This is a genomic window from Pseudoleptotrichia goodfellowii, assembly GCF_007990505.1.
Classification (GTDB): domain Bacteria; phylum Fusobacteriota; class Fusobacteriia; order Fusobacteriales; family Leptotrichiaceae; genus Pseudoleptotrichia; species Pseudoleptotrichia goodfellowii.
The window spans coordinates 1306292-1320747 of record NZ_AP019822.1; the positions used below are offsets into that span (position 1 = coordinate 1306292).

At 32.9% G+C, this 14456-nt stretch carries 17 protein-coding genes; all 17 read right to left on the bottom strand.

Annotated features, from left to right (window positions below):
* Positions 1-675 carry a metal-dependent transcriptional regulator gene (locus FVE72_RS06425; RefSeq protein ID WP_006806571.1) on the bottom strand — a complete coding sequence of 225 codons (675 nt, stop codon included), beginning with the start codon at positions 673-675 and terminating at the stop codon, positions 1-3.
* A 315-nt stretch (positions 676-990) separates the two neighbouring features.
* Positions 991-1254, bottom strand: coding sequence for a hypothetical protein (locus FVE72_RS06430; RefSeq protein WP_026737713.1), 264 nt, complete (start codon positions 1252-1254; stop codon positions 991-993).
* 18 nt (positions 1255-1272) lie between these two features.
* A complete protein-coding gene (locus FVE72_RS06435) occupies positions 1273-2016 on the bottom strand; it encodes a hypothetical protein (RefSeq protein WP_026737714.1) in 744 nt (247 codons plus the stop codon).
* Between the two features lie 17 nt (positions 2017-2033).
* The gene (locus FVE72_RS06440; protein ID WP_026737715.1) at positions 2034-4211 is read right to left on the bottom strand and encodes a heavy metal translocating P-type ATPase; all 2178 of its coding nucleotides are present in this window, start codon (positions 4209-4211) and stop codon (positions 2034-2036) included.
* Positions 4201-4587, bottom strand: coding sequence for a hypothetical protein (locus FVE72_RS06445; protein ID WP_026737716.1), 387 nt, complete (start codon positions 4585-4587; stop codon positions 4201-4203). Before FVE72_RS06445 ends, FVE72_RS06440 begins: the two co-directional genes overlap by 11 nt.
* Positions 4580-5071, bottom strand: a complete 492-nt coding sequence (locus FVE72_RS06450; protein WP_026737717.1) for an HMA2 domain-containing protein — start codon at positions 5069-5071, stop codon at positions 4580-4582. The genes FVE72_RS06445 and FVE72_RS06450 overlap by 8 nt, the downstream gene beginning before the upstream one ends.
* Positions 5072-5106: 35 nt before the next feature.
* Entirely contained in the window at positions 5107-6024 is a 918-nt protein-coding gene (locus FVE72_RS06455; RefSeq protein WP_006806548.1) for a DUF1385 domain-containing protein, read from the bottom strand.
* A gap of 19 nt (positions 6025-6043) precedes the next feature.
* Positions 6044-7114 (bottom strand): DNA integrity scanning diadenylate cyclase DisA, encoded by a 1071-nt coding sequence (disA, locus tag FVE72_RS06460; RefSeq protein WP_006806582.1) that lies wholly within the window; start codon positions 7112-7114, stop codon positions 6044-6046.
* Positions 7111-8478, bottom strand: coding sequence for a DNA repair protein RadA (gene radA, locus FVE72_RS06465; RefSeq protein ID WP_006806517.1), 1368 nt, complete (start codon positions 8476-8478; stop codon positions 7111-7113). The genes disA and radA overlap by 4 nt, the downstream gene beginning before the upstream one ends.
* A 66-nt stretch (positions 8479-8544) precedes the next feature.
* Positions 8545-9045, bottom strand: a complete 501-nt coding sequence (gene coaD / locus FVE72_RS06470) for a pantetheine-phosphate adenylyltransferase (RefSeq protein WP_006806543.1) — start codon at positions 9043-9045, stop codon at positions 8545-8547.
* A gap of 11 nt (positions 9046-9056) precedes the next feature.
* Entirely contained in the window at positions 9057-9773 is a 717-nt protein-coding gene (gene rnc, locus FVE72_RS06475) for a ribonuclease III (RefSeq protein WP_026737718.1), read from the bottom strand.
* Between the two features lie 93 nt (positions 9774-9866).
* Positions 9867-11102 (bottom strand): beta-ketoacyl-ACP synthase II, encoded by a 1236-nt coding sequence (gene fabF / locus FVE72_RS06480; protein ID WP_006806547.1) that lies wholly within the window; start codon positions 11100-11102, stop codon positions 9867-9869.
* A 112-nt stretch (positions 11103-11214) separates the two neighbouring features.
* Positions 11215-11439: an acyl carrier protein gene (locus FVE72_RS06485; RefSeq protein WP_006806542.1), complete on the bottom strand. Its 225-nt coding sequence runs from the start codon at positions 11437-11439 to the stop codon at positions 11215-11217.
* A 130-nt stretch (positions 11440-11569) separates the two neighbouring features.
* Entirely contained in the window at positions 11570-12472 is a 903-nt protein-coding gene (fabD, locus tag FVE72_RS06490; RefSeq protein WP_006806536.1) for an ACP S-malonyltransferase, read from the bottom strand.
* Positions 12473-12481: 9 nt separating this feature from the next.
* Positions 12482-12886, bottom strand: coding sequence for a hypothetical protein (locus FVE72_RS06495; protein ID WP_006806531.1), 405 nt, complete (start codon positions 12884-12886; stop codon positions 12482-12484).
* 32 nt (positions 12887-12918) lie between these two features.
* Positions 12919-13896, bottom strand: coding sequence for a beta-ketoacyl-ACP synthase III (locus FVE72_RS06500; RefSeq protein ID WP_026737719.1), 978 nt, complete (start codon positions 13894-13896; stop codon positions 12919-12921).
* A 190-nt stretch (positions 13897-14086) separates the two neighbouring features.
* On the bottom strand, positions 14087-14281 hold the full coding sequence (gene rpmF, locus FVE72_RS06505; RefSeq protein WP_006806570.1) for a 50S ribosomal protein L32: 195 nt from the start codon (positions 14279-14281) through the stop codon (positions 14087-14089).
* Positions 14282-14456: the final 175 nt, after the last annotated feature.

The following is a 14456-nucleotide window of genomic DNA, read 5'->3' on the forward strand; positions in this document are numbered from 1 at the left end:
TTAGTCATCATCTGTCTCCTCCGTATTTTGATTTTTTTTGTAAACTTCTATCATTCCGGCTGCATTATAAGCCACTGCTTTTATATTTTTTTCTTTACTGCTCAAGTATATAGGACCGTCAAAAGGATCTTTTCTCTCTATTTTATATATCTCTTTGATACTTATATTAAGCTCTCTCAGATAATCGTACAGTTCAATATTATCTTCCACTCTTAATATAATTATCTCGTCATCTTCTTCAGCTTCGGACAATTTAATAATATTTTCTTCATCAAACTTTTTAATACCGTAAAATATAGGACTTCCGTGCGGACATTCTTTAGGATAAAATAAAAATTTTTCAAGTTTTTTTAACAGTTTATCACTCGTTACATGTTCCAGAGCCTCAGCTTCCGGATGTACTTCATCTTTTCCGTATCCTAATTTCTCATATAGAAATACTTCCCACACTCTGTGCTTCCTTATTACATTTAAAGCAAAATCATTTCCTTTTTCAGTTAATGTAACACTCTTTCCGTTTACTTTAAGATAATCGTCATTTACAAGTTTTTTTATCATTTCACTGACTGAAGCGGGAGATATATTCAGATATTCGGCTAATTTTTTGTTTGAATACTGCTTATTCTTTTTCAATGTATATATCCCTTTCAAATAATCTTCTATACTCTTACTCATACTCACTCCTTCCTCTTCTTAGTTATCCCTAATTTTTAAATTAGGCTCACCTAATTTCTATATTTATACTACCATTATATATTTTGATTGTCAAGATATTTTTTTATTTTTTTACAAAAAAATCGTTTCATAACAGTAAAACTGAAATAAAACGATTGATTTCATAACCTTCAAATTTTACAACGTAAAAAATATGTCAGTGAGCGTTATGAAAACATCCTTTTTATTTTCATAGCAGACGTGCATTTTTGAGTATGTAAAATTTGAGGTTAAAAGTTTTTTGCCCTACTTTTTTTAAAAAAAGTAGGTATTTTACTATTTTGAAACACTCTCCGCAGACAATTCTTTTTCCGCAATCAAGTCTTCAATATGTTCTTTTACAGTCATCAGACTTTCCAAATCCATACTTTCATAATTTGCAGTATTGGAAGTTTTTACATTGATTCCCTGTTTTCTTAAAAAATTATCAACCTTATTTTGATTTTTCTTATAAAGATAATATCCCGCAGCTACTGCCCCTATTCCTACAACAGCTCCTACAAGATGTTCTTTTTTCACACCGTTTCCTAAATTTAACATTTTTATACCTCCTATTTTTTATTGTAATGTTATATATTTTTCATCAGATCTGTTAGATCTTATGTTGTTAAAAAAAATTCTGTAAACCAGATCACTTATACTTCCTATGGAATTATCCTCTCTTATATCGGCTATATATTGGTATTTGCCGTTTTCGTCTTTAATCCTGAATACTCTTATTTCTTTATTGGAAATATTATTCAATATCAGATGTCTTCCGAAAGTAGTCAACCACATGAGCAGAAGCGAATAAATCGAATTACTGTTAAGATAAGACTTCAACAAATATAGAGCAGGCAGGATTTCAATATCAAAAAAGCCTTTCTGTTTCGTTTCTCTATATGCATGTTCGACTATAGCACCTGTTGTCAATATTGCCGTAAAATGATTTATATTTGTCTGCAGATTTCCTGTATTCTTCTTAATCAGATTATGCAAAAGTGACAGTGAAATTGCCGCTCCCGAATATAATGACAGAGAATCTATTGACTTTTCTTCATAATCTTCTATGAGTTTTACAGGCATCATTCCGTGTTGGATAGACAATGCGGTAACGACTTTATAAATTACTTCCTGTAAATAAATTTTTTTAGGATCGAATTTTACCAGCAAAGTATTTATTTTAGTATTATATCTTATTTCCATATTATTATCAACATTTAAAAATTCTTCAAAAACTTTGAAATTTCTGATACGGGGATATACTTTAAATCTTATTCTGTTCGGTAATCTGTGTAATATTGTTAAACTTAACTTTTTCATATTACATCTATCCTTTCCTACTTGTTTACATTATATTTCAATAATCTCAAAGAATTTCCCACTACTAAAATCGTTATCGAGTTATGCAATATGGAACTGTATATAGCCGGAAGTATTCCCGTTGCACCGAGTACAAGAGCAAAGCTGTTTACTCCTATCGCCATTGCAAAGTTTTCTTTTATAACTTTCATCGTATTTTTAGCCAGTCCTACTACTCCCGGAATCAACAAAGGATCATCAGAAGTAATAGTAATATCTGCAGCTTCCATTGCTATATCGGTTTTTGTACTTCCCAAAGCTATTCCGACATTGGCATAGGAAAGAGCCGGTGCATCATTAATTCCGTCCCCTATCATAATTACTTTGGAGCCTATCGACTGAAATTTAAGAATGTCTTTTGCTTTATCTTCAGGCAAAAGTTCAGATTCATATCTGTCCATGGACATTTTCGAGGCTATTGTTTCAGCCTGTTGTCTCAAATCTCCTGTCAGCAGAACTATATCGTCTATTCCCTGATTTCTCAATCTGTTCATTGCTTTTTTTATATTTTCTCTCGGAGGATCGGAAACACCTATTATCCCGATCAGATTTTTATTTCTCGCTACATAAATTATAATCTCTCCACGATTAAGCATTCTTTTTGCAGCATCAACAGAATCCAGAAGCTCGACATCACTTTCTTCCATGTATCTTCTGCTTCCTACACGAATAACATCTTTTCCTACTGTTGTTTCCATTCCTCTTGAAACTTTAATGACCGTTTCTTTGTGTTTCGGAATATTAAGTCCTCTTTCTTTCATCTCGTTCAAAATAGCTACTGCCAGAGGATGAGACGATGTTTCTTCTGCAGCTGCAGCAAGGGAAAGCATTCTTTCCTCTTTTATATTTTTCCCGAATATCTGCAATGTCTGAACTTTAGGTTTTCCTTCTGTAATTGTTCCCGTTTTGTCAAAAATTACCGTATCGGATTTTGATAATTCTTCTATATAGTTACTTCCCTTTACAAGTATACCGTTTTTTGCAGCGGTATTAATTGATGCCGAAAAAGCTGTAGCCGTAGACAGTCTTATTCCGCATGAATAATCAATTACCAACATGCTCAATGCTTTCTGCATATTTCTTGTTGAAGCGTAAACTATTGCTGCAAGCAGAAAATTCAGCGGTATAAGTTGAGCCGAAAAAGTATCTGCATATGACTGAATGTCAGCTTTATTAAAAGAGGCATCTTCCACTAATTTTATAATTCTCGATACCGTCCTGTCATCTCCGACTTTTTGAGCTTCTACAGTAATATTGCCACTTTTTATAAGAGTTCCTGCAAATACTTCTTCTCCTGTTTTTTTTGAAACGGGCATATATTCTCCTGTTATCGAAGACTGGTCAATTAAAGCATTTCCTTTTATGATTTTCCCATCGACACTTATTTTTTCTCCTGTCTGAACGACTATAGAATCTCCTTTACTGATCTCTTCTATAGGAACTTTTTTTACAGTGCCGTCTTCATTCTGCTTCCATACATAGCTTTCTCCCACACTGAGCATATCTTTAATTACTCCCCGTGTTTTTTTCATAGTATAAACAGTAAGAAGTTCTGCAAATCTTTCCAGTATCATTATAGTCAGTGCCGTTTTTTCATTTCCGAGTATAATGCTGCTGACAATAGCAGTCGAACTTAAAGTATCGGCATTCGGTCTTTTATTTTTCACAATGGAATTTATTCCGTTTTTCAAAACCGGCAAAGCGAGAGAAATAGTTGATAAAGTCTTATAATTAAACAAACGACGCATCCCTGTCAGTTCCCCTTTAGGTCCGGGCATTAAAAGTAAAACTGCCGATGCGATAATTTTTCTCATAATTTCTTTAGGCGATTCTTCCTGCAGTTTTCTTTCAATAACATATTTATCAGGTTTCATTTTTTTCTCATTTTTATGTATTTCCACTAAATAGCCGTTTAATATATTTTGTAATAAAGAAAGCAGATTTTCTTCACTTAAATCATCATTTTTAAATTTCACGACTATAGTTCCTGTTATGTCGGATATAACAGCTTCTTTGACAGATTTCAATACTTTTATCTGATCTTCAATTTCATTTTTTAAACTTCCGAGATATTTCAGTGCATTTGATTTAATTCTTATTCTTCCCGGAATTTTATGTATAACTTCACAGTCAAGTAAATAATTATTATTTGACATCATTTTTTCCCTTCTTTAATATATCATAGATAACATCAATATTTTCTTCAATTTCTTCTAAAGATTTGCCTTCATACAATTCTGAGTGATTCATTACGGTTTTCCAAATTTTATTAAGCCAATCGGTAATCTGCTCTGCAGAAAGAATTTCCGAATTATAGTAAATAAGTGCTTTACTTGTTTTGAAACAATACTCCACTGATTTTATTCCTTTTTTGCTTAAAATAAAATCAGTTATATAATGCTCGTATTTTTTAAAATCTTCAGGAACATCCGATAGACCGGGAATTAACAGTCTCAATCTTCCCGGGATACTGTGTACTATTTTTACTTTATTGAAAGTCAAATATGCGGATTTTATAAGATTGTTAAACATTTTCATTTTTTCCTTCCGTAACAAGTATATAAGCCCACCATAATAAAGATATACCCGAAGGCACAGACTTTACTCCTCTTAAACTTTCAATTCCGTAATAAGTAAACAGCCCTGCGACAATTGTTTTAATATCAAGTAATCCTTTACTTTTATTATAGACTGACAAATCGAGTACCTCAAAAACATTTTTCAAAAATATTTTGATTTTAGTCGGTTTACTTTTAAAAGCTTCTTCTTCTAGATGTAAAATCTTTAAAATAACTAAATACAAGAAAGACGATTCAATTTTATTTTCATCAAAAAGAATCAGAATACTTCCTATTACTGAATTTACATCTGCCGATACGATTCCCTCTATTCGGTTAATATTTTCCAGAAATTCTTTTTTCAATTCAAAATTTTCTTTTAAAACTTGTGTCTGAAGCCTTAAGCGTCCTTTTTGATAATGTTTCACCTCAATAACCCCGTAAAAATCAGGTAACATGTATATTTGCCTCCAAATTATTTACTTTATAATATTTATTTTTCAAATACTTCTACAGCATTTGTTACTTCTCTTCCTAACGCTACATTCAAAGCTACAATAGCTACTTCCAACTGACTTTCATCAGGCTCGCTCGTTGTGATTTTTTGTAGCCACATTCCCGGTGTTGCGATCATTTTTGCAATTCCGTTATTCAAATGATAACTTGTCCATCTCTGGAGTTCATAGGATATTCCCGCTACTACAGGCACGAACAATACCCTTGTTACAAGTTTATACAATAAAAACACAATCATTCCGCTGTTATCTTTAGTTACTCCGAATATCAGATCTACCACTGAAAATACTAAAATACTTATAAACATTACCAATAGCAGAAAACTTGTTCCGCATCTCGGATGAAATCTCGTGCATTTTTTTGCATTTGCAGGAGTAAGCTCTGTTCCTTCTTCATAATTTATAATACTTTTATGCTCGGCTCCATGATATTCAAAAACTCTCTTTATATCTTTAAAAAATGAGATCCCCCAAATATATCCTAAAAACAGCACAAGTTTTACAAGGGCTTCCAACAAATTAGCCATTACAGTTTTCTCTTTAAATATAAGACCTCCCACATAAGAAGGCAACACCATAAATATTCCTATTCCCAGTAATATCGATGTAGCAACAGTAAAAGTAACCTGTTTGTCTGTCATTTGCTCTTCTTCAAGTCCTGCCTGATTTGATGCAAATATCAGTTCTTTAGTTCCTACTACCATTGCATCGTATAATGCCAAAACACCTCTTATAAAAGGCACTTTAAACCATTTGTTTGCTTTTTCCGTTATTTCCGTTTTTTTATAAACTATACTTCCGTCATGTTTTCTTACAGCCGTTGCTATTGCCTTAGGACCTCTCATCATTACTCCTTCAACTACGGCTTGTCCTCCGACAACTACTTTTTCTTCCATTATTCATTCCTTTCTTTTTTTAATATCTGTCCAGCATTACTCTGTTTTTCAGTCTTATTAATGCTTTATTTATATGTTCCGCTTTCAGTTTGCTTATTCCTTTTATTTGTGTCATTTCTTCCACTGTCGCTATTAAAATCGACTGAATTTCTTTAAATTCAGATACAAGCATTTCTATATCTTTTTTAGTTACTTTATTTACAGTACCTAATATTCTGTATCCTCTCGAATTTATAATTTCATCCAGACTTATATTTTTCAGATTAAATCCTAAAATATTTGCAATATTTTCATCTTCAAGAAGTTCTTCTTTATTGAGCATTCTTATATTTTCTATAACTTTTTCGACTTTTTCTTCATTTTTCTTATAATCTCTTATTAAATCGGTAAATTCTTCATTCTGATTAAGCATAATTTCCTGATACTGTATTTTTACAAGTCTTCCCTCTGTTCCAAGTTCCGATATATATTCTATAAGTTCTTCGGACATTCTGAAAAGCAGTCCGTACATTCTTATAACTTCTACAATATCATAAAGAGTTACCATATTGTCAAATTCCGAAACAGTAAGATTTATAAGATTTCTGTTTATCGCTACTGCATATTTTTCCAGAGCCATTATTGCCTGGGAAGATTTCACAAGTAAATCTCCTATATCATGCAAAGTATATCTGAACTCTCCTTTATATATAGTAATTTTGTTTCTTCTTTCAGAAACGGTAATAACAAGTTTTCCTGTCTGCTTTGCTACTCTATGTGCAGCCTGATGTCTTGTACCGCTTTCGTCAGTTTTTATATTTGAGTTAGGCTGAAGTTGAATATTTGCTCCGTATATCGTTTCTATATCTTCGGACAGTATAATTCCGCCGTCCATTTTAGACAGTTCGTATAATTTTTGAGGAGTATAAGGTGTATTAAGTTTAAATCCTCCTCTCATTATGCTTTCAAGATCCGCAGGATTTCCCAAGACAACTATTGCTCCTAAAGATGCTTCCTGTATTCTGTCTATTGCGGCTCTCAGAGGCGTTCCCGGTGCCAGTATGGAAAATACATATTCGAGTATTTTCTTTTTAGTTTCCTTCTTTTTCATATTCTCATCCTTTCAACTAACTCACTGATATTACTTATATAATTCAATTTTATTTTTGTTTTTTCTTTAGCCAAATCGGCTTTATTGCTTTTAGGCAGATAAACTCCCGTAAATCCCAGCTTTTCCAATTCATTTATTCTATTTTTTATAAACGACACTTTTCTTACTTCTCCTCTTAATCCCAATTCTCCTATAGCAGCTATTTTCTGGCTTACAGGAGTTTTATTTACTGAGGACAAAAGTGAAAATACTACCGCCAAGTCTGAACTTCTGTCTTTCAGCTCTATCCCTCCGGGAATATTAATATAAATATCTTTGGAATTTACATCAATATTTAAAGATCTCGACAGCACGGCACTTAAGATTTCCACTCTGTTTTTATCATAGCCTTCCACTGTTCTTCTCGGAATACCGAAATTCGGTGTACTTAAAAGAGACTGAATTTCAAAAAGAAATACTCTGCTCCCTTCAAATATCGGTGCTATTATACTACCTATATTTTTTTCTTCTCTGTCGCTTATAAAAAATTCCGAAGGATTTTTAACTTCACTTATTCCGTTTTCTTTCATATCAAAAATCGAAATTTCATTTGTGGAACCGTATCTGTTTTTTATTGATCTGATTATTCTGTAATAATTGCTTTCTTCTCCTTCTATCTGCAACACTGCATCCACCATATGTTCAAGGAGTTTCGGTCCTGCAAGTTTTCCATCCTTTGTTACATGCCCTACGATATAAAAAGAAATTTCATTTTTTTTGGCAATCTCTATTAATTTCAATGTAGTTTCTCTAATCTGAGTTACACTTCCCGGAACAGAATTTACATTTTCCGAATACAGTGTCTGAATAGAGTCGATAACTACTACTTTCGGCTTGTCATTTAATATTACACTTTCTATTTTTTCAATATTCGTATCATTCAAAATATACAAATTACCGCTGTTTACGTTTATTCTTTCAGCCCTCTGTTTTATCTGTCTTGGAGATTCCTCTCCCGAAACATAAAAAACATTTCCTATTTTTGAGTATTCTTCGGATAATTGGAGTAAAAACGTCGATTTCCCTATTCCCGGACTCCCTGTTATAAGAACTACTTCGCCTTTAATAAGACCTCCTCCCAGTACCCTGTCAAATTCTTCGTACTGAGTAACCATTCTGAACTCTTTTTCCACTTCTATTTCCGAAATTTTACTTATAGACACTTCTTTCGACTCTATATTTTTAAATGCTTTTTTTATATCAATTTCCTCTTCAAAAGTTCCCCACGAATCACAATTCGGACATTTTCCGAGCCATTTTTGTGAAGTATACCCGCATTCCGAGCATATATATTTAACCTTTGAACTTGATTTTGCTGCTGCCATAATTAAAATTATCCCCCTCAGTTTCCAATTATATTTTATAACTTTTTATATTCTATTTGATAGAATTTATAACTCCATTTGTTTTACTTTCTCGATTAATTTTTTCTCTACATTTTCAGGAACAAAAGTTCTCAAATCTCCGTAATTTTGTGCAATTTCTTTTACAAGACTGGAACTTAAATATAAATATTTTCTTGAAGCACTTAAAAATATAGTTTCAAATTCACTTTTTGCCAAAGTTTTATTTGTAAGTGTAAACTGCAATTCATACTCGTAATCGGAAAGGGCTCTCAATCCTCTGATGAGAATATCCACTTTCTCTTTGGATATAAAATCCACAAGTAATCCGTTAAATATCTTTACTTCGGCATTAATATTTTCATTTTTCAAAACTTCTTTTATCATTTCCACTTTTTCTTCATCTGAAAACCACGCTTTCGTCTTTGAAGAATTTTTAAAAATCCCTATTATCAGTTTGTCAAATAAATTAGCCGATCTTTTTATTATATCCACATGCCCGCTTGTTATAGGATCAAAACTTCCGGGATAAAGTGCTGTCTTAATCATTTTCCCTCATTTCATATTTTTTGTATTCTTTTTTTGTTTTCGATAAATTCTATTGCTTCTTTCGCTGCTCTTTTTTCAGCTTCTTTTTTACTCTTTCCTCTTCCGATACCGATTATTTTATTATTAAGTTTTACGGAAATTTCAAAAACTTTATTATGATCGGGACCTTTTGTATCCAGTATTTCATATTCCGGCATTTTTTTATATTTGCTTTGAAATACTTCCTGCAAAACAGTTTTATAGTCTATTATACCTTCAATATCTTCCAGATTATTTATTTTATCAGGTAAAAATTTCAAAGCCGTATTCTTCGCAGTATAATAATCGGAATCCAAAAAAACCGCTCCGATTAATGCTTCAAAAGCATCTCCCAAAATAGATTTTCTTTTCCTTCCTCCCGAACTTTCTTCTCCGTTACTTAAATACAGATAGTCTCCCAATCCTATTTCTGCTGCGATTGCAGAAAATACAGGCTCACTTATTATCTGACTTTTAAGTTTAGCCAGTTCTCCTTCATTTTTACCTTTTCCCAAATTATATATATATTCAGTCGTTATCAGATTTAAAACCGCATCTCCTAAAAATTCCAGTTTTTCATTGTCAAAATTTTTGGACTTTTCATGTTCATTGGAAAAAGAGCGATGTGTGAGAGCTTCTTTCAAATAACTTTCATTTCTGAATTTATAATCTATCTTTTCCATTAATTCTTCAACATTTTTAATCTTCATAACTAAACTCCTCTATCTTTTACAGTAACATTTCAGAAAATCCGGAACAGTTAAAATACTCCGGATTTTCTCTGTTATATTTAATTTTCCGATTTATCCTTTATATTTTCTGAAAGCAATTACTGCGTTATGTCCTCCGAAGCCCAAAGAATTTGAAAGTCCTACTTCTATTTCTCTTTTTTCAGCTTTATTCGGAACATAGTATAAATCACATTCGGGATCAGGATTATCCTGATTTATTGTAGGCGGTAAAACACCTTCATCTATTGCCATTGCAAGAAATGCCGCCTCTACTCCTCCTGCACCTCCCAATAAGTGTCCTGTTGCTCCTTTTGTAGAGCTTACTGCCAATTTATAAGCATGATCTCCGAAAGCTGCTTTTATAGCTTTAGTTTCATTTTTATCATTGGCAGGAGTCGATGTCCCGTGAGCATTTATATAGCCTACTTCTTCAGGTTTTACATTTCCCTGTTCCAAAGCCATTTTTATAGCTCTTGCAGCTCCTTCTCCTCCGTCAGACGGTGCAGTCATATGGAAAGCATCTCCTGTTTCTCCGTATCCTACAACTTCCGCATATATTTTTGCTCCTCTTTTTTTAGCGTGTTCCAATTCTTCCAACACAAGTATTCCTGCACCTTCTCCAAGTACAAAACCGTCCCTGTCCACTGTAAAAGGTCTTGAAGCTTTTTTCGGATCAGGATTTGTCGACAATGCTTTCAAATTACCGAAACCGGCGATTCCGCTCGGAGTAACTGTTCCTTCTGTTCCTCCGGCTATTATAACATCGGCTTTCCCAAGTAATATTGTCTGAAAAGCATCTCCGATAGAGTTAGTTCCCGAAGCACATGCAGTAACCACTGATTTATTAGGACCTTTCGCTCCTAAATATATAGATGCGTTACCTGCCGCCATATTCGCTATTGCAGCCGGAATATAGAAAGGAGAAACTTTTTTCGGACCTTTTTCCACAAGTTTTCCTATTTCCTGCTCAATTACTTCCAATCCTCCTATTCCCGAACCTATAATCATTCCTACTCTGTCTGCATTTTCAGGAGTAATTTCCAATTTTGCATCTTCCAATGCTTCTTTTGAAGCCGCTATTGCAAACTGAGAAAATCTTCCTATTTTTTTCAATTCCTTCTTCTCAATATAATCTTCAGGATTAAAATCTCTGACTTCTCCTGCAATATGAACAGGATATTCTGTAGTGTCAAAAGCTGTAATTTTCTCTATACCGCATTCTCCGTCAAGCAGTCTTTTCCATGTTTTATCTTTTCCCGTACCTAACGGAGTAATAAGACCTATCCCCGTAATAACTACTCTTTTCATTTATACACCTCACATTTTTATCTTTTATATACTATTATACTAATTTTTTTATTTTTTTTCAAATAATTTTCAATAAAAATAGGGGGAAGTTCCCCCGATATTATCAAAATATTTATTGTTTTGATTCAATATAGTCCATTACATCTCTGACAGTTTTAATTTTTTGTGCATCTTCATCAGGTATTTCAATATCGAATTCTTCTTCAAATGCCATGATCAATTCAACTGTATCTAAAGAGTCAGCCCCTAAATCATCAATAAATGATGCATCTTCAGTAACTTGATCTTCATCCACTCCTAATTGTTCTGCTACTATTGATTTTATTTTATCCAGCATTATATGCCACCTCCATTTTTTTATTTCAAGTAATTATATCAAAAGAATTGAAAAAATGCAACACTTTTTAAATAACCTATGTTATATATTTTTTACAGTTATTTTAAAAGCTTTTTTGAGCGTTTTATAATTAAATATTTTCTATATTCTCAATATTAATTACTTCAATTTCTTTATTTATTTTTTTTATAAGTCCTGCCAAAACTTTTCCCGGACCTACTTCATAAATTTTTGTAACTCCGTTTTCAGACAATTTATTTATTGTGTCCACCCATTTTACAGGACCGAATGTTTGTCTGTAAAGTTCTTCCTTTATTTCATCGGAACTGTTCAGTATATTTGCCGTCGTGTTTGCAACAACAGGCACTTTTAAATCTTTCCATGAATATTTTTCAAATTCTTCTTTTAACTGCTCTGCAACAGGTTTCATAAGAGAAGAATGAAAAGGTCCCGACACTGCCAAAGGTATCACTCTTTTAGCACCTTTTTCTTTAAAAATTTCCGAATTTTTTTCTATAACTTCTTTTTCTCCTGCGATTACAGTCTGTTTAGGTTCGTTGTAATTCACTGCTTCAATTACTCCGTTTATTTCGCTACATATTTTTTCAACTTCACTTGCAGGAAGTCCTAAAATTGCAGCCATAGTACCGTCTACATGAGCATTACTCATTATATTTCCTCTTGCCGCAATTAATTTTAAAGTTTCTTTTTCATTAAGAACTCCTGCAGCATATAAAGAACTGTACTCTCCCAAGCTGTGTCCTGCCACATAGTCGGGATTTATTCCTTTTTCTTTTAAAAGTTTTGTGAAAATCACCGAAAGCAAGGCTATTGCAGGTTGAGCATATTTAGTATCTTTCAGTTCTTCCTCACTTCCTTCAAACAAAACTTTTTTTACATTTTCGTCTTTGATATTTTCAAATATTTCATCTATCAGTTTTTTAGTATTATCATCAGATTCATCATATAATTTTTTTATCATTCCCGGATACTGAGTTCCCTGTCCCGGAAATACAAAAGCTGTTTTGGACATTATTCCTCCTTATTTTATTTCTTCGGCATCGATTATTTCTTCTTTCTGCTCTTTTTCAACTTTTTCTGCAGGTTTTGAATATTTTCTTTCTTTTTTAGGTTTGTCTCCTTTTATTTCCTTAGCTCCCAAAGTTACAAGAACTATTCCTCCTATCAAAGTCAATAAAGGCAATCCTTTTTGGAAATAATCTCCCAAAAACGCCTGTAAATAAAGATATAATCCCATTGCAAACATAAACCATCCGAATTTACTCTTTTTAAGAATGAAAAACAGTCCTATTAACATCAATATTACCTGATAGTTAAAGATATATTTCATTACACTTTCGGATAAAAATTCGGGAAATAATGCCTGTATACCGTAAAATATACTTAAAAGAATTATAATTATTCCCCATAAAAGTTTTTTGTTCATTTTTATTCACCCTTTCATCATTTGATTTTTTATTATATCGACCATTCAAGAAGTATCGAACCGTAAGTCAATCCTCCTCCGAAACCTACCATTACTACTTTATCCCCTTTTTTAAGCTTCCCTTCTTTATTTGCTTCATCCAGAGCCAACGGTATGGAAGCCCCGGAAGTATTACCGTATCTTTGAAGATTTACATAAAATTTATCCAAAGGCTGTTTAAATCTTTTAGCTATTGATTCAATAATTCTTATATTCGCCTGATGAGGAATAAACATATCCACATCGTCTGCAGTTATATTCCCCTGAGCTAATACATTTTCAACTGTTTCAGGGAAAGCTCTCACTGCAAATTTGAATACATCGCTTCCTTTCATTTTAAAGTAAATCTCTCTTTTATCGATTTCTTCCTTACTTACAGGATTTCTTGAGCCCCCTGCAAGAATTATAACATCTTCCGCTCCTGAACCGTCAGACACCAGATGACTCGCTATATATCCTCCATTTTCGATCTGTCCCAGAACTACTGCTCCTGCTCCGTCTCCGAACAGCACACACGTCGTTCTGTCTTCCCAATCCAGTATTCTCGACATAGTTTCTGCACCTATTACAAGCACTTTTTTATATATACCCGATTTTACAAAACTGTATCCTGTTGTAAAAGCATAGACAAATCCTGTACATGCAGCCGACAAATCAAATGCTGCAGCATTTATACCCAATTTATCCTGTACGATCGCAGCAGTTGCGGGAGTAATATGATCCGGAGACATAGTCGCCACTATCACCAAATCTATCTCATTTTTATCTATTTTTGCATTTTCTATTGCCTTTTCCGCTGCTTTATAAGCCAAATCGGAAGTTGCTTCGTTTTCTGCGGCAATTCTTCTTTCCCGAATTCCCGTTCTTGTTCTTATCCATTCATCATTCGTGTCGACAAACTTGGATAAATCATCATTTGTCATCACTTTTTCAGGCAAATAAGAACCTGTTCCCAATATTCCTACTCTCATTTATTCACCTCGGTTATTTGTTTAAGAATTTACTCCAAGAGGGGCTATAATAAAAGTTTATTACTGCCCGTTCAATATCTCTTTAAAATAATCTTATGATTATGAAGTTTACCATAAAATAGTAAAAATTACAATTTATAAAATACATTTTTACAAAAAAAGCAAGACTGTTTTTAATCTTGCTTAAATATTATTCGGAATCAGCTGCAGGGCTTTCAGTGCTTAACACTTGTCTACCTCTGTATACTCCGGTTTCCAAATTTAATCTATGAGGTCTTCTCACTGTTCCATCAGCTTCAACTATTATATTAGGTGCTTTGATTGAATCATGTGCTCTTCTCATGTTTCTTTTTGCTTTAGAAGTTCTTTTCTTAGGTACTGCCATTATTATCGACTCCTTTCCAATAATTTGAATATTAATAAATTACCTATAAGAGCTGTAGCAGCTCTATCCGTATTCTCCAAAAAATGAGGGAATATTTAATTTTTTCTTCTATAAGTAATTTCGGCAATAATTATAATACAAATTATTATAATAAATAAGTTATTATTTGTCAAGG